This is a genomic window from Burkholderia seminalis DSM 23518, from assembly GCF_902832885.1.
GTDB lineage: Bacteria > Pseudomonadota > Gammaproteobacteria > Burkholderiales > Burkholderiaceae > Burkholderia > Burkholderia seminalis.
Map to the genome: position 1 here is coordinate 1 of NZ_CADFDK010000028.1, position 17332 is coordinate 17332.

The 17332-nt window shown below is 67.3% G+C and carries 17 protein-coding genes; 12 read left to right on the forward strand and 5 right to left on the reverse strand.

Annotation, left to right across the window (positions count from 1 at the left end):
- The 4 genes from HWX00_RS35925 to HWX00_RS35940 all read left to right on the forward strand — a co-directional run.
- Positions 1-387: acyl-CoA dehydrogenase C-terminal domain-containing protein (locus tag HWX00_RS35925; protein WP_175868192.1), on the forward strand; the 387-nt coding region annotated here is incomplete at its 5' end.
- An 81-nt stretch (positions 388-468) separates the two neighbouring features.
- The gene (locus tag HWX00_RS35930) at positions 469-2097 is read left to right on the forward strand and encodes an electron transfer flavoprotein-ubiquinone oxidoreductase (protein WP_425129261.1); all 1629 of its coding nucleotides are present in this window, start codon (positions 469-471) and stop codon (positions 2095-2097) included.
- 43 nt (positions 2098-2140) lie between these two features.
- Positions 2141-3334, forward strand: coding sequence for a beta-ketothiolase BktB (bktB, locus tag HWX00_RS35935; RefSeq protein ID WP_175029084.1), 1194 nt, complete (start codon positions 2141-2143; stop codon positions 3332-3334).
- Between the two features lie 37 nt (positions 3335-3371).
- Positions 3372-4226 (forward strand): 3-hydroxybutyryl-CoA dehydrogenase, encoded by an 855-nt coding sequence (locus HWX00_RS35940; RefSeq protein ID WP_049030023.1) that lies wholly within the window; start codon positions 3372-3374, stop codon positions 4224-4226.
- A 62-nt stretch (positions 4227-4288) separates the two neighbouring features.
- On the opposite strand, the gene HWX00_RS35945 is transcribed toward HWX00_RS35940, so the two are convergent.
- Complete coding sequence (locus HWX00_RS35945) at positions 4289-4954, reverse strand: TetR/AcrR family transcriptional regulator (protein WP_059557415.1); 666 nt, start codon at positions 4952-4954, stop codon at positions 4289-4291.
- Between the two features lie 94 nt (positions 4955-5048).
- Here HWX00_RS35945 and HWX00_RS35950 point away from each other — a divergent pair, with 94 nt between their 5' ends.
- From HWX00_RS35950 to HWX00_RS35970, 5 genes are all read left to right on the forward strand, one after another.
- Positions 5049-5873, forward strand: a complete 825-nt coding sequence (locus HWX00_RS35950; RefSeq protein WP_175029083.1) for a Rossmann-fold NAD(P)-binding domain-containing protein — start codon at positions 5049-5051, stop codon at positions 5871-5873.
- A gap of 2 nt (positions 5874-5875) precedes the next feature.
- A complete protein-coding gene (locus tag HWX00_RS35955; RefSeq protein WP_175029082.1) occupies positions 5876-6361 on the forward strand; it encodes an anthrone oxygenase family protein in 486 nt (161 codons plus the stop codon).
- A gap of 318 nt (positions 6362-6679) precedes the next feature.
- Positions 6680-8191, forward strand: coding sequence for a caspase family protein (locus tag HWX00_RS35960; RefSeq protein ID WP_175029081.1), 1512 nt, complete (start codon positions 6680-6682; stop codon positions 8189-8191).
- A gap of 31 nt (positions 8192-8222) precedes the next feature.
- Complete coding sequence (locus HWX00_RS35965; protein WP_049030028.1) at positions 8223-9833, forward strand: C1 family peptidase; 1611 nt, start codon at positions 8223-8225, stop codon at positions 9831-9833.
- A gap of 4 nt (positions 9834-9837) precedes the next feature.
- Positions 9838-10398, forward strand: a complete 561-nt coding sequence (locus HWX00_RS35970) for an OmpA family protein (RefSeq protein ID WP_175029080.1) — start codon at positions 9838-9840, stop codon at positions 10396-10398.
- A gap of 21 nt (positions 10399-10419) precedes the next feature.
- Here the strand turns inward: HWX00_RS35970 and HWX00_RS35975 are convergent, their stop codons facing one another.
- Positions 10420-11220, reverse strand: coding sequence for an AraC family transcriptional regulator (locus HWX00_RS35975; protein ID WP_034191092.1), 801 nt, complete (start codon positions 11218-11220; stop codon positions 10420-10422).
- A gap of 91 nt (positions 11221-11311) precedes the next feature.
- On the opposite strand from HWX00_RS35975, the gene HWX00_RS35980 reads away from it, so the two are divergent.
- Positions 11312-12220, forward strand: a complete 909-nt coding sequence (locus HWX00_RS35980) for a DMT family transporter (protein WP_175029079.1) — start codon at positions 11312-11314, stop codon at positions 12218-12220.
- Positions 12217-13194, forward strand: a complete 978-nt coding sequence (locus tag HWX00_RS35985; RefSeq protein WP_059557407.1) for an ATP-binding protein — start codon at positions 12217-12219, stop codon at positions 13192-13194. The genes HWX00_RS35980 and HWX00_RS35985 overlap by 4 nt, the downstream gene beginning before the upstream one ends.
- A gap of 65 nt (positions 13195-13259) precedes the next feature.
- On the opposite strand, the gene deoC is transcribed toward HWX00_RS35985, so the two are convergent.
- Positions 13260-13940 (reverse strand): deoxyribose-phosphate aldolase, encoded by a 681-nt coding sequence (gene deoC / locus HWX00_RS35990; protein ID WP_034191095.1) that lies wholly within the window; start codon positions 13938-13940, stop codon positions 13260-13262.
- A gap of 137 nt (positions 13941-14077) precedes the next feature.
- Here deoC and deoR point away from each other — a divergent pair, with 137 nt between their 5' ends.
- Positions 14078-14848, forward strand: coding sequence for a DNA-binding transcriptional repressor DeoR (gene deoR, locus HWX00_RS35995; protein ID WP_034191096.1), 771 nt, complete (start codon positions 14078-14080; stop codon positions 14846-14848).
- A gap of 34 nt (positions 14849-14882) precedes the next feature.
- Here deoR and HWX00_RS36000 read toward each other — a convergent pair whose 3' ends face one another.
- Positions 14883-15935, reverse strand: a complete 1053-nt coding sequence (locus tag HWX00_RS36000; RefSeq protein WP_175029078.1) for an aldose 1-epimerase family protein — start codon at positions 15933-15935, stop codon at positions 14883-14885.
- 2 nt (positions 15936-15937) lie between these two features.
- The gene (fucP, locus tag HWX00_RS36005; RefSeq protein ID WP_175029077.1) at positions 15938-17311 is read right to left on the reverse strand and encodes an L-fucose:H+ symporter permease; all 1374 of its coding nucleotides are present in this window, start codon (positions 17309-17311) and stop codon (positions 15938-15940) included.
- Positions 17312-17332: the final 21 nt, after the last annotated feature.

A 17332-nucleotide genomic window follows, 5' to 3' on the forward strand; every position in this document is an offset into this window, starting at 1 on the left:
ATCGACGCCACGGTGGCGGCGCTGGGCAAGCTGGACGGTGCGGCGGCCGCGTCGATGAAGGTACAGCTGGAGAAAGGTGCCCGCGCGCTGGCGTCGGCGGTGGATTACGTGGTGGTGAACGTGAAGCAGGACCCGAACGCGGTGTTCGCGGGGAGCGTGCCGTACCTGAAGCTGGCGGGCGTGGTGCTGTGCGGGTGGCAGATGGCGCGCGCGCTGGTGGCGGCGCAGGCGAACCGCGCGAGCGACCCGGCGTTCTTCGATGCGAAGATCGCGATCGCGCAATGTTATGCGGAACACATTCTCGTGCAGGCGGGTGCGCTCGAGGCGTCGATCGTCGGCGCGAAGGGCAACGAGAGCGTGCTCGCGTTGACGGAAGACCAGTTCTGACCGGTTGACGGTCGGGACGCAGGAGGAGACAGGATTTTGACCACACAGGACTTGCTCGCGCAATACGGCCCGCGCGAATCGATGGAATACGACGTCGTGATCGTCGGCGGCGGCCCCGCCGGGCTGTCGGCGGCGATCCGGCTCAAGCAGCTGGCCGCCGAGAAAGGCACCGAGATCGGCGTGTGCGTGCTCGAGAAGGGTTCCGAGATCGGCGCGCACATCCTGTCGGGTGCGGTGATGGACCCGCGCGCGATCACCGAACTGTTCCCCGACTGGAAGGAGCGCGGCGCGCCGCTCGACGTCGAGGTGACGGAAGACCGCTTCCTGTTCCTGTCGGAGAGCAGCGCGGTCACCACGCCCAACTGGGCGCTGCCCGACAACTTCAAGAACCACGGCAACTACGTGATTTCGCTGGGCAACGTCACGCGCTGGCTGGGCCAGCAGGCCGAAGCGCTGGGCGTCGAGATCTTCCCCGGCTTCCCGGCCGCCGAGATCCTCTACAACGACGACGGTTCCGTGAAGGGCGTCGCCACCGGCAACATGGGCGTGGGCAAGGACGGCGAGCCGACCGAGAACTTCGAGCTCGGCATGGAGCTGCACGCGAAATACACGCTGTTCGCCGAAGGCTGCCGCGGCCATCTGGGGCGGCAACTGATCGCGAAGTACAAGCTCGACGCGAACGCGGATCCGCAGGCATACGGGATCGGCATCAAGGAACTGTGGGAAATCGATCCGGCCAAGCACAAGCCGGGCCTCGTGATCCACACGGCCGGCTGGCCGCTGAAGTCCGACACCTACGGCGGCTCGTTCCTGTATCACATGGACAACAACCAGGTCGTGGTCGGCTTCGTGGTGGGCCTGGGCTACACGAACCCGTACCTGTCGCCGTTCGAGGAATTCCAGCGCTACAAGACGCACCCGTCGATCCGCGCGTTCCTCGAAGGCGGCAAGCGCGTGTCGTACGGCGCGCGCGCGATCACGGCCGGCGGCCTGCTGTCGCTGCCGAAGACGGTGTTCCCGGGCGGCGCGCTGATCGGCGACGACGCGGGCTTCCTGAACGCATCGCGGATCAAGGGCAGCCACGCGGCGATCAAGACCGGCATGCTGGCGGCGGACGCGGCGTTCGACGCGGTGCAGGCCGGCCGCCAGAGCGACGAGCTCAACGCCTATCCGGACGCCTTCAGGCAGTCGTGGCTGTACACGGAGCTGTACCGCGCGCGCAACTTCAAGCAGTGGATGGCCAAGGGGCTGTATCTCGGCACGCTGATGGTCGGGCTCGAGCAGAAGGTGATGGGCGGCAACGTGCCGTGGACGCTGCACCACAAGCATGCGGATCACGAGATGCTGAAGCCGGCGTCGCAGTGCGAGCCGATCGAATACCCGAAGCCGGACGGCAAGCTGACGTTCGACCGGCTGTCGTCGGTGTTCATCTCGAACACGAACCACGAGGAGAACCAGCCGGCGCACCTGACGCTGAAGGATGCGAGCGTGCCGGTGAACGTGAACCTGCGCACGTACGCGGGACCGGAGGGGCGTTTCTGCCCGGCGGCGGTGTACGAGTTCGTGAAGAACGACGACGGCAGCGATCGGCTGGTGATCAACGCGCAGAACTGCGTGCACTGCAAGACCTGCGACATCAAGGACCCGACACAGAACATCGTGTGGGTCACGCCGGAAGGCGGCGGCGGGCCGAATTACCCGAACATGTAACGCATCCCCGCGCCCGCGGGCGCGAACGAACCGGAGTGAGACGATGAGCAATGCAGCGAAGGAAGTCGTGGTGGTGAGCGGTGTCCGTACCGCGATCGGTGATTTCGGCGGCAGCCTGAAGGATTTCTCGCCGACCGATCTCGGCGCGAAGGTGGTGGCCGAAGTGCTGTCGCGCGCGAACGTGTCGGGCGATGCGGTCGGCCATGTCGTGTTCGGCCACGTCGTGAACACCGAGCCGAAGGACATGTATCTCGCGCGCGTCGCGGCGATCAACGGCGGGGTCGCGCAGCACGCGCCGGCACTGACCGTGAACCGTCTGTGCGGCTCCGGCCTGCAGGCGATCGTGTCGGCCGCGCAGACGATCATGCTGGGCGATGCCGATGTCGCGATCGGCGGCGGCTCGGAGAGCATGAGCCGCGCGCCGTACACGGTGCCGGCCGCGCGTTTCGGCCAGCGCATGGGTGACGGCAAGCTCGTCGACATGATGCTCGGCGCGCTGCACGACCCGTTCCAGACGATCCACATGGGCGTGACGGCCGAGAACGTCGCGAAGCAATACGACATCTCGCGCGACGCGCAGGATGCGCTGGCGCTCGAATCGCATCGTCGCGCGGCGCGCGCGATCGCGGAAGGGCGCTTCAAGGACCAGATCCTGCCGATTTCGATCCGTACGAAGAAGGGCGAGGTGGCGTTCGATACCGACGAGCACGTGCGCCACGATGCCAGCGCGGACGATTTCACGAAGCTCAAGCCGGTGTTCGCGAAGGAGAACGGCACCGTGACGGCCGGCAACGCATCGGGCATCAACGATGCAGCCGCGGCCGTGCTGATGATGAGCGCGGATGCCGCGCGCGCGCAGGGCGTGAAGCCGCTGGCCCGCCTCGTCGCGTATGCGCACGCGGGCGTCGATCCGGCCTACATGGGCATCGGCCCGGTGCCGGCCACGCGCAAGGCGCTCGAACGCGCGGGCCTGAAGATCACCGATCTCGACGTGATCGAGGCGAACGAGGCGTTTGCCGCGCAGGCCTGCGCGGTCACGCAGGAGCTCGGCCTCGATCCCGCGAAGGTCAACCCGAACGGCTCGGGCATCTCGCTCGGTCACCCGATCGGTGCGACCGGTGCGCTGATCACGGTGAAGGCGCTGTACGAACTGAAGCGCGTCGGCGGGCGTTACGCGCTCGTGACGATGTGTATCGGCGGCGGCCAGGGTATTGCTGCGATCTTCGAGAACATCTGATAATCGAACCCTCAGCACCCGAACACACAGGAACTACATGGCCATCGAAATCGTCGGCGTCGTGGGCGCCGGAACCATGGGTAACGGCATCGCGCAGACCGCGGCCGTTGCGGGACTCAACGTCGTGATGATCGACGTCAGCGACGCCGCGCTCGACAAGGGCGTCGCGACGCTGAAGGGCAGCCTCGAACGGCTCGTGTCGAAGGACAAGCTCGACGCGGCCGCACGCGACGCGGCGCTGGCGCGCATCACGACGTCGACCGACTACGCGAAGCTCGCATCGGTCGACATCGTGATCGAAGCCGCGACCGAGAACGTCGAGCTGAAGGGCCGCATCCTGGCGCAGATCGAGGCCGTCGCGCGGCCCGATGCGATCATCGCGACCAACACGTCGTCGATCTCGATCACCGCGCTCGCGGCGCGCCTTGCCGATCCGTCGCGTTTTCTCGGCATGCACTTCTTCAACCCGGTGCCGCTGATGCCGCTCGTCGAGATCATCCGCGGGCTGCAGACGAGCGACGCGACCGCGGCGGCCGTGCGCGCGTTGACCGAGCGTTTCGACAAGTCGCCGATCGGCGTGCGCAACTCGCCGGGCTTCGTCGTGAACCGCATTCTCGTGCCGATGATCAACGAAGCGTTCTTCGTGCTGGCCGAAGGCATCGCGTCGGCCGAGGAAATCGACGCGGGGATGAAGCTCGGCGCGAACCACCCGATCGGGCCGCTCGCGCTGGCCGACCTCGTGGGCCTCGACGTGTGCCTCGCGGTGATGGACGTGTTCCTGAAGGATTTCGGCGATCCCAAGTATCGCGCATGCCCGCTGCTGCGCGAAATGGTGTCGGCAGGGCGGCTCGGGCGCAAGACCGGGCGCGGGGTGTACGACTACAGCAAGTAAGCGGCACGTCATGCCACTTCGCGCGGCCGCCTTCGGGCGGCCGTGTGCATTGAGCGGCGCGGTTACGCGTCGAGCACCGCCAGATCGCGCGGCAGCGTGTGCTTGAACATCGTGAGGATCTGCCGCGCGGCCTTCGGCGGCAGCGTGATCGCGTGACGCACGGCCGCCGCGATCTGGATCATCATCAGCTCGGCGAACGCGCTCCGCTGTGCGTGTGTCGTGTCGCGCGCCACTTCTCCCAACGCGTCCGCGAGCAGGCCGGCCAGGAACTCGCCGTCCGCCCGGTCGAGCGCCTGCAGCGCGCGGTCGGCCTGCGTCGCGCGCCAGATGTCGCGCATCAGCGGCTCGTCGACGAACATCCGGTAGTAGCTGTCCGTGATGCGCGCGAGCGTGTCGTGCAGGTCGCCCAGCGTCTTCAGCGTCGCGAGGTCGCGCCGCACGCATTCATGCCCGGCCGCGTTGTAGCGCTCCGCGAGCGTGCCGATCACGGCCGCCTTGTCCGGAAAGTACTGATACAGCGAACCGAACGAGATGCCCGTGCGTTCGACGATGTCGCTCATCCGGAACGCGTCGCACCCCTTCTCGATCATCACTTCCGACGCGCACGCCAGGATGCGCTCGAACCGCTCGCGGCTGCGCTGCTGCGTCGGGACGAGCCGTGCACGCGCCGGTGCGTCCGCTGCCGCCGCTTCGGGCTCGGTGGTTTGCCCCGATTTTTGTCGGCCCATGCCGCCTCCGGAAAAACTTGACGTTGCTAATGCGAGAGTCTATCGTGTTTTTAAAACGCGAGAAATTCTCGTATTTTGGTCAAAGGAGACGCACATGTCGGCACTTCCCATCCTCGTCGTCGGCGGTTCGGGCAAGACGGGCGCCCGCGTCGATGCACGGCTGCGCGCGCGCGGCATCGCGACGCGGCCCGTATCGCGCACGTCGGCCGTTCGCTTCGACTGGACGGCGCCGGCGACCTGGCCGGCCGCGCTTGAGGGCGTGTCGGCTGCATATGTGACCTACCAGCCCGACCTGTCCGTTGAAGGCGCTGTGGAAGCGATCGCGGCCTTTGCGCGGCTCGCGCGGGAACGCGGCGTCGCGCGCGTCGTGCTGTTGTCCGGGCGCGGCGAGCCCGGCGCGCAAGCGGCCGAGGCTGCATTGCAGGCGTCGGGCATCGGCTGGGGTGTCGTGCGGGCAAGCTGGTTCAATCAGAACTTCTCGGAAGGTTATCTGCTCGACGGCGTGCTGGCCGGTGAAGTCGCGCTGCCGGCCGGCGCCGTGCGCGAGCCGTTCGTCGATGCGGACGACATCGCCGACGTGGTCGTGGCGGCGCTCACCGACGTGCGGTTCGCTGACCGCGTGATCGAAGTCACGGGCCCGCGCGCGCTGACGTTTGCCGAAGCCGTCGGCGAAATCGCGCGCGCCGCCGGCCGGCCGGTTACCTATCGCGAGATTTCACACGGCGCGTTCGTCGCCGAACTGCACGAGGTCGGGGTGCCGGAGCCGGTCGTCGCGTTGCTCGACGATCTGTTCCGCGTGGTGCTCGACGGGCGCAACAGCGCGGTGGCGCATGGCATCGAGGAGACGCTCGGGCGGCCGGCGCGCGATTTCGCCGACTACGCGCGGGCGACGGCCGCAACCGGCGTGTGGAGCGCCTGATCATGATCGCGTTCGTGACTGCCGCGTTGCTGTGGGGTTCGGCCATCGGCTGCGGGCTGATGGCCGGCGTGTACTTCGCGTTCTCGACGTTCGTGATGACGTCGCTCGGGCGGCTCGCGCCGCAGGCCGGCGCGGCCACGATGAACGCGATCAACGTCGACATCGTGCGCTCGCCGTTCATGCCGCTGTTCCTCGGCACGACGCTGATGGCGCTCGCACTCGTCGTGATCGCGCTGTTCGATCGCGGCCAGCCGGGCGCGATGGCGGCGGTCGCGGGTGGCGTGCTCTATGTATTCGGCATGTTCGCGGTGACGATGGCCGTCAATGTGCCGCTCAACGACGCGCTCGCCGCGGCCGATCCGGCGACCGCGCAAGGCGCGGCGCTCTGGACGCGCTACCTGCGCGACTGGACGATGTGGAATCACGTGCGCACGGTCGCGTCGGCGGTTGCGTGCGTGTGTTTCATCGCGGGGATTGCGGCGCGGTAGCGGCAGAGTGCGGGCGAGGCGCCACGGCCGATGCAACGGGGACCGTATCGCCGTCAATCGTCAGGATATTGAAGCATCGTGCTCCGGCCGCATTGGCGAAACACCCGATTTGAACGGAATACGCTTTCCCCGGATGATATGTGGACAAACATCGGGCACGCGACCGACCGCGTGTCGGGGATGTACCGGGGAGGTGCCGTGAACGGAATCGTCAGACCATTCGCGCGAATTGCCGCGCCGACCTCGGCCGCTCGCTAGGCGAAGGGAGGAGACATGCGGCCGGGTTCGCAATTACGATTCGATCCACGGCGTCGTGTGATGCTCGGCCGTTTGTCCGCGCTAGCCGCGCTGCCGTGGCTCGATGGCCCGGCAGTGCAGGCGGCGCTTCGCGATGCGCCGCGTGCGGCACTCGTGATCGGCAATGCCGCGTATCCGCGCGCGGCGCTCGACAATCCCGTCAACGATGCAACCGCGATCGCCGACGTGCTGGGCAGACTCGGTTTTTCGATCGATCGCCGGCTCGATGCAGGCCGCCAGTCGATGGTCGACGCGATCGGCGAATTCTGCGCGAAGGTCACGCGTACGCAATCCGTTGCGCTTTTTTATTTCGCCGGGCACGGGATACAGATCGACTGGCGTAACTACTTGCTGCCCATCGATGTCCGGCTCGCGCGCGCGGACGACGTGATGCGGCAGTCCGTCGATGTCGCGACGCTGCTCGACGGCCTCGGCAAGGCCGACACGCCGACAAGTGTCGTGATTCTCGATGCGTGCCGCGATAATCCGTTCGGTGCGGCGGGCAAGACGGGATCGGGATTGAGCCAGATGGACGCGCCGACACGCACGCTGCTCGCGTATGCAACCGCACCCGGCAATGTCGCGTCGGACGGCGATGGCCGAAACGGTCTCTACACCGAGAACCTGCTCAAGGAAATCGTGCGCCCGGGCGTGCAGATCGAGGACGTGTTCAAGCGCGTGCGGTTGTCCGTGCGGCAGCGCTCGCAGGGGCGGCAGATTCCGTGGGAGAGCACGTCGCTCGAAGACGACTTCTTTTTCGTGCCGCCGGCCGACGCACATGTGCCGACGCAGGCGGAGCGCGACGCGGCGTTCGGCAAGGATCGCGATGACTGGCAGGCGGCGCAGCAGTCCGGCACCGCGCAAGCGATCTTCGCGTACCTGAAAGCGCATCCGAACGGACATTTCAGCGAAATCGCCCAGGTCGAACTGGATCGTCTGCTGGCAGAGAGCGGCGAGCAACGGATCAGGGTTCAGACCTCATCCGCGAATCCGTACAGCCAGGGCAGTGCGGAAGCCGGCAGGATCGCGCTTGGCGACCGCTACGTTTACCGGTTCGTCGATCGTCTTCATCAGGACGAGCGGGTTTTCGTGCATCGCGTAACGCGTATCGTCGGCGACCGGATCGAATTCAACGGCGGAAAATTCGTGACCGATCTGCTCGGCAATCCGCGCCGAGAGGCCGACGGCGGCGTGCTTGGCGACAACCAGCTGTTCGCGAGCGAGTACTCGATCGGCAAGGAATGGATCACGCGCTTCGACTACACGTTTCCGAATGGCAAGGTGGACGTCGTCGAACTGACATGCAGGGTGGTCGAGCGCGAGACGATCGACGTGCCGGCCGGTCGCTTCGACGCGTTTCGGGTCGAGGCGAACGGCTGGCGGCTGTATGTGCCGTCGCGGCGCGCCCGGACGTACTGGGTCGCCCCGGGCAAGGTGCCGCGCTTCGTCGCGATCGATACCGTGAACTACGACCGGCACGGCGTCATGTCCGCAAGCGAGCGCCGCGAACTGATGTCGTTCACGAAAACGTGACACACGTATCCGGCTGCCGGGGAGTACGATCATGTGCCGTCGCCTCCGCTTCTCCATCGCGTGCGTTCTGCTTGCGGCCGCCGCGCGGCCCGTGTCCGCGCAGACCGGTCATGCCACGGGGCTCGTCGACGACCCGCCCGCCGTGCTCGCGGCCGTGCCGCGCCAGCCTGCTTATCGCGCGTACCTGCCGCCGCGCTCGGATTTCACACGCTATTTCCCGCTCGTGCGCTCGCAGGGCGAGCAGGGTTCCTGTACGGCCTGGGCGACCGGCTACAACGCGCTTAGTGCCGCCTTCAACCTGCAGCTCGAACGGCAGGGCGCGGCGGGCGGTGAGCGGCGTCGCGTTGCCTTCAGCCCGGCCTACCTGTTCAACCTGCTGCATCGCGGCCGCTGCGAGGGCGGCACGTCGGTCACGGCCGCCCTCGATGCGATTCACGACAACGGCCTCGTCACGTTCGACGGCTTGCCGTACGACCCGAAGACGTGTTCGGCGCTGCCCGACGACCTGCGCATGCGCGACGCGCGCAACAATCGCCTGCTTACCTACAGCCTGATCGACAAGGATGACCGCGACGTCCTCGAGAAGATTCGCGGCGCGGTCTTCGCGCGCAAGCCGGTTGTGATCGGGATCTATTCGGGCGACATCACGAGCGCGCTGCAGCGATACCGCGGCGGGGTGTTCCGCGACGTGCTGCCGAAGGAGAATGCGCACGCGATGGTCATCGCCGGCTATGACGACGCGAGCCAGACCTTCACTGTCGTCAACTCATGGGGCGAGCACTGGGGCGAACAGGGGCTGCTGCGCATCGACTACCAAACGCTGCTCACGAACTTGTCGAACGGCCCGTTCGTCATCGATGAAATCGACCCGGACGGGATTCGGCGGTTGCTGACCGCCGCGCATGTCGAACCGGAGCCGCCGCCGGTGCCGCCGGTGATTCGACAGAACGTGTCGCCTGATGCGCTGCGCGATGCGATCCGGCGCCGCGTGGACAAACTGCAGTGCGCGCGCGTTGACGCCGGTGTGGCGGCTGACCGAAGCGTGGCGCTAACGGGCTTCGTCGGCTCGCAGGGCGATCTCGACGCATTGCTGAAGGCCGTTGCTGCGATGCCGGATTCAGGGCGCGTCGACAATCGCGTGACTGTGCATCCGTGGCCGCAATGCGAGGTCTACCTGAGTTTCGACCAGGGGCTGCGCCATGCGGGCGGGCTCGACGTGAAAGCGGTCGGACACCCGGCCGAGCGCTATCGGGAAGGCGATTCGCTCGCGCTGCAGGTGACGAGTCCAGGTTATCCGAGCTACTTGTATGTCGCGTACCTGCAGGCGAGCGGCGAAGTCGTCTATCTGAGCTGGCCGGAAGGCGCGTCGCCGCGCCCTGTTCCACCGCGCAGCCGGCTCGTGTTCGGTGGTGGCAGGAACGGTCAGCCCGTGTATCGCGTCGCGAAACCTTTTGGCGACGAGATCGTCGTCGTGATCGCGTCGCGCCGGCGGCTCGTCGTGGGAACACTGCCCGACAAGGAGGTCGATCGCGAATTCCTGACGAAATTCCGGATGCCGCTGCTCGACCCCGATCCGGCGGCCTCCGCGCACGACGCAGTGGCGGTTGCCGTGTTGCCTTTGAAGACGGTGGCGAAGGAGTGAACGCATGAAGACGATGCTTGCCGCGCGCATCGCGGCCTGCCTGTGGTGCGCTGGCGGATTTGCCGCGTTGCCTGTCCATGCCGGCGATGTAGCCGACATGCGGCCGTCTGCCGACGAAATCGTGCGTCAGCTTGCGCCGCATGGCGCGAGCCGCAGCTTGCGCGGCATCGTCGTCGAACGGGCACCGGTGCGCACGCAGGATGATACGCCGGGCCCGCCGTCCGTGAACCTCGCGATCCAGTTCGATTTCTCGTCGGCCCGTTTCACGCCGGGCAGCCGGGTGCTGCTCGACAACCTCGGTCATGCGCTGAGCGACGACGCGCTCGCGCACGCCCGGTTCCGGATCGTCGGGCACACCGACGCGTCTGGCAACCCGAGCACGAATCTCTCTCTGTCGAGGCGGCGCGCGCAGGCCGTTGTGGACTACCTCGTGTCGACCTTCGGGATCGACGGCACGCGGCTCGCAGTCGAGGGTGTGGGCAGTGCGCGCCCGAAAGACCCGGCGCATCCGCGTGCGGCCGTGAACCGGCGGGTCGAAGTCGTGAATCTCGACGGCGGCCAGTGAGTCGGGCCGGGGCGACCCGCGCTACGCATAGAACGCCGACGGCGACACGCCGAAGTGCCGCTTGAACATCGCGGAGAACGCGCTCTGGCTGCTGTAGCCGTGATCCATCGCGACGGTGACCACCTTTTCGCCGTGCGCCAGACGCTTGAGCGCGAGCAGCAGCCGCGCCTGCTCGCGCCAGCGGCGGAAGCTGAGCCCCGTCTCGCGCCGGAACGCGCGATGCAGCGTGCGCACCGACAGCCCGAGCAGGTCGGCCCATTCGGCGATCGTGCGCAGGTCGTCGGGCGCGGCGACGAGTGTGTCGCAGATCGTCCGCAGGCGCGCGTCGTGCGGCCATGGCAGGTACAGCGGCAGCAGCGGTGCGACGGTCACCTCGGCCAGCAGCAGGTGCATCAGGTGATCGTGGCGCGAACCCGGCGCATAGTCGAGCGGTACCTCGACCGCGGCGAGGATCAGCTCGCGCAGCAGCGGATGCACTTCCACGACGCAACTGCGCGCGGGCAGGTGCTCGACCGCACCCGGTTCGACGAACACGGTGCGCATCTGCACGTCGCCGCTCATCTGCACCGTATGGTCGAGGCCGGCTTCGAGCCACACGCCGCGCGTCGGCGGCACGACCCACGACGCACCCTCAGACTGCACGTGCATCACCCCTTCGATCGCGTAGAGAAGCTGCGCGCGGCGGTGCCGGTGCGCCGGGATCGACGTGCCGTGCGTATAGGCCGCCGCCATCGCGGACACCGGCATCGGCGTCGATTCGTAGCGCAGGTGCGTGAAGGGCTGGGTGGACTCGAATGTCCGATTGGCGATAAGTCCTGACATTTTGGCGTGAGACAGGCAGTTGAGCGGACGGGCACGATGGCGTTCCGATTCACGCCAGATTCCCTGTCAGGATATTAATCCGTCGAACGCGATGAACAAGTCACCTTTTCTGTTTCCCTTCTGCGCGATCGCGCTGTGGGCCGGCAACGTCGTGGTGTCGAAGCTGTCGGTGTCGACGATCGACCCGTCGGCCATCACGTTCTACCGGCTGCTGTTGGGGGTCGTGCTGATGAGCGTCTTCACGCTCGCCCCCGCATGGCGCAATCGCGCGGTACTCGTCGCGCACCTGCCGAAGCTCGCGGCGCTCGGCTTTCTCGCGATGGCGCTGTTCCAGAGCCTGTCTTACGAGGCCGCGAAGACGACCAGCGCGACCAACATGGCGATCATCACCGCGCTCGTGCCGCTGATGACGATGGTGCTCAGCTCGCTGCTGCTCGGCGATCCGCCGGGCGCGGGCATGATCGGCGGCGGGGGGCTGTCGCTCGCGGGTGTCGTCTACCTGATCGCCGAAGGGCACCCGACGGCGATCGCCGCCCGCGGCGTGCACATGGGCGACCTGCTGATGCTGGCCGCGTCGGCCGCGTACGCGCTGTACGGCGTGTTGCTCAAGCGCTGGCGCATCGGCGCGCTGCCGGCATGGCAGTCGACCTACGTGCAGGCGCTGGCCGCGCTCGTGTTCATGCTGCCGATGCTGCTGCGGTTGCCCGCGCAGGCCGCCTGGCCGACGCGCGCGAGCGTGCCGCTGATCCTGTACGCCGGCGTGCTGGCGTCGGTGGTGCTGCCGTATCTGTGGATGCAGGGCGTGCGGCTGCTCGGCCCGAGCCGCTGCGCGATGTTCATGAACCTGCTGCCGGTGATGACGGCCGCCGGCGCGATCGTGTTGCTCGGCGAATCGCTGCGGCTGTATCACCTGGTCGGCGGCGGTGTCGCGCTCGTCGGCGTGGCGATCGCGCAGCGGTTCCCGTTCCATGCCAGGGCGTCGCAAGAGGTCCGCCAATGAGCGCCGGATTCGACATGCGGGACCTGATTGCCGCACTGCCGGACGGACCTGCGCCGGTTGCCGACCCGTCGCTTGCGCGCCAGCTCGAACGCATCGCGACCGCGCTCGAAGCAATGGCGCACACCGGGCGGCCGGCCGACGTCGATTTCGAGGCGGCCGTCGCGTTTCGCTGGCGCGGCTTCGGCGGCGGCCCTCGAACGGCGCCGCTCGAGCCGATCGCCACGCCCGCGCTCGTCGGGTTCGACGCGCTGCGCAACATCGGCCGGCAGGCGGCGATCGTCGAACGGAACACGCGGCAATTCGTGCGCGGGTTCGCGGCCAATCACGTGCTGCTGACCGGCGCGCGCGGCACCGGCAAGTCGTCGATCGTGAAGGCGTGCCTGCACGCGTTCGCGGTGCACGGGTTGCGGCTGATCGAGGTCAGCAAGGAAGGGTTGAGCGACCTGCCTGCGATCGTCGAGCTCGTACGCGCGCGGCCCGAGCGCTACATCGTGTTTTGCGACGACCTGTCGTTCGAGGCCGGCGAGACCGGCTACAAGGGGCTGAAGACGGTGCTCGACGGCTCGGTCGCGAGCGACCTGTCGAACGTGCTGGTGTATGCGACCTCCAATCGCCGCCACCTGATGCCCGAGCAGGCGAGCGACAACGCGAACGTGACGCGCGCGGAGAACGGCGAACTGCATCCGGGCGACGCGGTCGAGGAGCGGATTTCGCTGTCGGAGCGCTTCGGGATCTGGGTCACGTTTTATGGCTTTACGCAGGACGAATACCTGGCCGTCGTCGAGAGCCGCCTCGGCGCGGCCGGCTTCGACGACGAAGCAATCCGCGCGGCGCGCGAGCCCGCGCTGCAGTGGGCGCTGGAACGCGGTGCGCGCTCGGGCCGCATCGCCGTGCAGTTCGCGCGCGATTACGCGGGGCGGCTTGCGGACGAACGCGGCGCCGAAGAGGGCGGGCCGATTCGGCGGACGGGTTGAACGGGGCGCAACGTCGCGCGTGACGACGCCCGTCGGCCCGATGCGGCCGTGCGCCGTTGGCGTCGTCAGTACCCCGACCCGCCGCCTGCCTGATCGGTGACGATCGCGACGCCCGAGCTCGTGCCGAGCCGCGTCGCGCCGGCCTCGAGCATCGCGAGTGCGGCCGCGCGATCGCGCACGCCGCCCGAGGCCTTCACGCCGAGTGCCGGGCCGACCGTGCGGCGCATCAGCGCGACATCCGCGAGCGTCGCGCCGCCGTGGCCGAATCCGGTCGACGTCTTCACGAACGCGACGCCGAGATCGCGGCACATCTCGCACACGCGCACCTTCTCGTCGTCCGTCAGCAGCCCGGTTTCCAGGATCACCTTGAGCGGCACCGCGCCGCATGCGCGGTGGACGGCCGCGATGTCGGCCTTCACGTCGTCGGCGCGGCCGCTCTTCAGCGCGCCGATGTTGATCACCATGTCGATCTCGCCGGCGCCCGCGTCGATCGCGGCGGTGGCTTCGAATGCCTTCGCGGCCGACAGCCCCGCACCGAGCGGGAAGCCGACCACCGCGCAGACGAGTACGCCGGTATCGGCCAGCTCGCGTGCGGCGAGCGGCACGTTCGCCGAATTCACGCAGACCGAGTAAAAGCGATGCTCGGCCGCCTGGCGGCAGAGTTCGCGGATCTGCGCGTCGCGCGCGTCGGGCGCGAGCAGCGTGTGATCGATGGTGTGGGCGAGTTGGGCGTTGGAAAGCGGCATGTGTCAGGACTCCACGGTTCGTGTGCCGGAAGGGCACACGGAAAGTTGATGTTTTCACATCGGTTTGTTACAAATACGACATTCCGGCCGGGCCTGGGCGCCCGGCACGACACGCGACGGGTAGGCAGGATACTGGCATGGAAACGAAGAAGGGCGAACGGATCAAGACCTTGATGAACGTGCTGCAAGGGCAGAACGCGATTCATCTGAAGGAAGTCGCCGAGCTGTTCGGCGTCTCCGAGATGACGATCCGCCGCGATCTCGCGGACAACCCGCACGGCCTCAGCCTGATCGGCGGCTATGTGACGCGCCATTTCGCCGCGCAGCGCAGCGACATCGGCGAGTACCTGATCAGTGCCGAGAACAACCGGCAGACCGAGGAAAAGCGCCGCATCGGCAAGCTGGCCGCTCAGTTCGTGACGACCGGCGACACGATCTTCGTCGATTGCGGCTCGACCACGCCGTTCATCGTCGATTTCATCCCGGACGACCTCGAGTTCACGGCGGTCTGCAACTCGCTGAACGTATTCGCGAAGCTGCAGCAGAAGCCGCATTGCAACGTGATCCTGTGCGGCGGCGCGTATCACCGCCAGAACATGGTGTTCGAATCGGTCGCCGAAACGGGCATCCTCGACTCGGTGCGCGTGTCGAAGGCATTCATCTCGGCGGCCGGCGTCAGCGAGCGCTGCGGCGTCACGTGCTTCAACTTCCACGAGGTCGACGCGAAGAAGAAGGTGATGGCGCGCGCACAGAATCGCTTCCTGCTCGTCGACCACACGAAGTTCGACGAAGTGCGCGCGGCCTATTTCGCCGAGCTGACCGATTTCAACTACGTGATCTCCGACGGGCAACTGAGCCACCGCTACGAAACGGCGATCCGCGAACACGGCATCGCGCTCGTGACCTGATGACCCGCGGCCATGCGTCGCGCGTTGCATCGCATCAGGCATCACGTGCTTCCGCCGCGCTCAGGTAGCCGGTGAGCACGTCGAAGCGGCGCGTCGCGCCCGGCGCGAGCGCCGCGACATGGCCCTTGCGGCGCTCCGCTTCATATCCCTCCGGCTCGCAGGTCGACGGCAGCGCAAACGCGGCGACCTGCTGGTCCGCGTTATGCAGGATCCAGCGCGTCGCATGCGGGAATTGCCCGGGGCGGTACGCGGTGTGGAATGCGCCGCCATCCGGATGCGCGAGCCGGAAATGCGCGATGCCATCGGCGTCCGTTTCCGCACCGTTCATGAAGAACACGATCTCGGGGTCGTACAGCGCGGGCGTATCGAGCGTCGTCAGCCGCTCGGGTTCGCGCGCGAGCGTGGCCGTGTAGTCGCGCCACGCGGCGGTCGGCTTCACGTGTGCCGGCACGCTGTCGCGCAGTCGCAACCCGCCGCGCGACAGCGATTGCACGAAGCGGCCGCCCGGCACGTACGCGTAGTTCAGGTGGGCCATGTACATCAGGTCCATCGGCGTGCCGCCGAGATTCGTCACGCCCATCGCGATCGTCATCCGCGCCTCGTGCTCCGCGAGCCGTACCGACGGACGCGCGACATAGTGGCTGCCGAAGCCCTGCACGTGCTCGTATTCGCCGGTCACTTCGACGCTCGCGCCGCGCGCATCCGTGCCGACGACGAGGCTCGCGCGGTCCATCGGCGCGCACGGCATCTCGCCGTGCAGCGCATGTGTGTCGTCCGGCCCCGGACAGCCGTTGCGCAGCAGCCCACTGTGGAACATGAAGCAGCCGTAGGTATCGATGATCGATGCGGCGCGCTTCGGCTGCCGGAACATGTGTTTCATCGTCAGGTCGCGGCCGTCGAATTCGGCGGCCCAGATCATCTGGCCGAGATACGGCAGCACGACGAGATGGCCGCGGCGGTTTTCGAGCTTCAGCGCCTCGACGCCCGACGGATACGCGAACGCGGTGACGGTGAGGCCGTCGGTGCGGTACAGCGTGCGTGGCGTTTCGCGGAAGTCGTCGCGCCGCAGTTCGATTTCGCCTCGCATGGTCACGCTCCCGACGTGTTGCGCGATGCGGCGTAGCGCGCGGGCGCACGGCCGTCGGCGGCTGCGTCGGGCGTCGCGGCCGGCAGGTGACGCAGGCAGTGGAAGCCGTAGTAGACGATCACGACGAAGCATGCGAGCGGCACGACGAACGCGAGCTGCATGTTGCCGCCGGTGTGATCGGAGATCAGCCCCTGGATCAGCGGCACGACCGCGCCGCCGACGATGCTCATCACGAGGATCGAGCCGCCGTATTCGGTGTCCTTGCCGAGGCCTTCGATCGTCAGGCCGTAGATCGTCGGCCAGCACGGGCCGAGGAACACGCTCACGCACACGGCCGCATAGACGGCCGTGATGTTGTGCACGCTGATCGTATACGCGAGCAGCGCGATGCACAGGATGCCGTAGACGATCAGCACCTTGGCCGGGCCGACGCGCTTCATCACGAGTGTCGCGACCAGCTTGCCGACGAAGAACGCGAAGAACGTCGCGAGCAGGTAGCGCGACGCGCCGCGCTCGGTGAGGCCGCCGATCTGCATCGCGAGCCGGATCGTGAAGCTCCACACGCCGACCTGCGCGCCGACATAGAGGAATTGCGCGACCACGCCCGCGACGAAGCGCCGGTTGCCGAACAGGCGTGCGAGTGTGCCGCGCGCGTCGATCCGGTGCGTGACCGCGCCGGGACCGTTGCCCTTGCAGGCCGGGTAGGGCGTGAGCGCGAATACGATGAATACCGCGACGAGCACGACGATCAGCCACTTGTACGGCTCGAGTGTCGCCTGGATCATCGCGAGCTGGTGTACGTGTGCGTCGGCGGCCGACATCGCCGCGAGCTGCGCATGCGACGCGTCGCCTTCCTTGAAGATCAGGAAGCTGCCCATGTAGACGCCGGCCATCGCGCCGAACGGATAGAACGTCTGCGAGATGTTCAGCCGCCGCGTGCTGGTGTCGCGCGGGCCCATCAGCGTCGAATACGAGTTCGACGCCGTCTCGAGGAACGACAGGCCCGCGGCGATCACGAACAGCGCGACGAGGAACATCCCGTATTTCGCCATCGACGCGGCCGGGAAGAACAGCAGGCAGCCGGTCGTGTAGAGCAGCAGGCCGACGAGGATCGTCGTCTTGTAGCTGAACTTCTTCACGACGGTCGCGGCCGGAATCGCGAGGAAGAAGTAGCCAAGATAGAACGCGGACTGCACGAATGCCGATTCGAAATCGGACAGGAAGAACGACTTCTTGAACTGCGCGATCAGCACGTCGTTCAGGTTCGCGGCGGTGCCCCACAGCGCGAACAGGCAGCACAGCAGCGTGAACGCGAAGAGCGGCGTGCGGTTCAGGTAGTAGCCGTCGGGTGTGTGTTCGATCCTGGCTCGGCTCATGGGTGTCTCCTTCCCAATGTC

Coding starts and splice junctions, on each gene's coding strand:
- HWX00_RS35930 (WP_425129261.1), top strand. CDS start 469: ATGGAATACGACGTCGTGATCGTCGGCGGCGGCCCCGCCGGGCTGTCG.
- bktB (WP_175029084.1), top strand. CDS start 2,141: ATGAGCAATGCAGCGAAGGAAGTCGTGGTGGTGAGCGGTGTCCGTACC.
- HWX00_RS35940 (WP_049030023.1), top strand. CDS start 3,372: ATGGCCATCGAAATCGTCGGCGTCGTGGGCGCCGGAACCATGGGTAAC.
- HWX00_RS35945 (WP_059557415.1), bottom strand. CDS start 4,954: ATGGGCCGACAAAAATCGGGGCAAACCACCGAGCCCGAAGCGGCGGCA.
- HWX00_RS35950 (WP_175029083.1), top strand. CDS start 5,049: ATGTCGGCACTTCCCATCCTCGTCGTCGGCGGTTCGGGCAAGACGGGC.
- HWX00_RS35955 (WP_175029082.1), top strand. CDS start 5,876: ATGATCGCGTTCGTGACTGCCGCGTTGCTGTGGGGTTCGGCCATCGGC.
- HWX00_RS35960 (WP_175029081.1), top strand. CDS start 6,680: ATGCTCGGCCGTTTGTCCGCGCTAGCCGCGCTGCCGTGGCTCGATGGC.
- HWX00_RS35965 (WP_049030028.1), top strand. CDS start 8,223: ATGTGCCGTCGCCTCCGCTTCTCCATCGCGTGCGTTCTGCTTGCGGCC.
- HWX00_RS35970 (WP_175029080.1), top strand. CDS start 9,838: ATGAAGACGATGCTTGCCGCGCGCATCGCGGCCTGCCTGTGGTGCGCT.
- HWX00_RS35975 (WP_034191092.1), bottom strand. CDS start 11,220: ATGTCAGGACTTATCGCCAATCGGACATTCGAGTCCACCCAGCCCTTC.
- HWX00_RS35980 (WP_175029079.1), top strand. CDS start 11,312: ATGAACAAGTCACCTTTTCTGTTTCCCTTCTGCGCGATCGCGCTGTGG.
- HWX00_RS35985 (WP_059557407.1), top strand. CDS start 12,217: ATGAGCGCCGGATTCGACATGCGGGACCTGATTGCCGCACTGCCGGAC.
- deoC (WP_034191095.1), bottom strand. CDS start 13,940: ATGCCGCTTTCCAACGCCCAACTCGCCCACACCATCGATCACACGCTG.
- deoR (WP_034191096.1), top strand. CDS start 14,078: ATGGAAACGAAGAAGGGCGAACGGATCAAGACCTTGATGAACGTGCTG.
- HWX00_RS36000 (WP_175029078.1), bottom strand. CDS start 15,935: ATGCGAGGCGAAATCGAACTGCGGCGCGACGACTTCCGCGAAACGCCA.
- fucP (WP_175029077.1), bottom strand. CDS start 17,311: ATGAGCCGAGCCAGGATCGAACACACACCCGACGGCTACTACCTGAAC.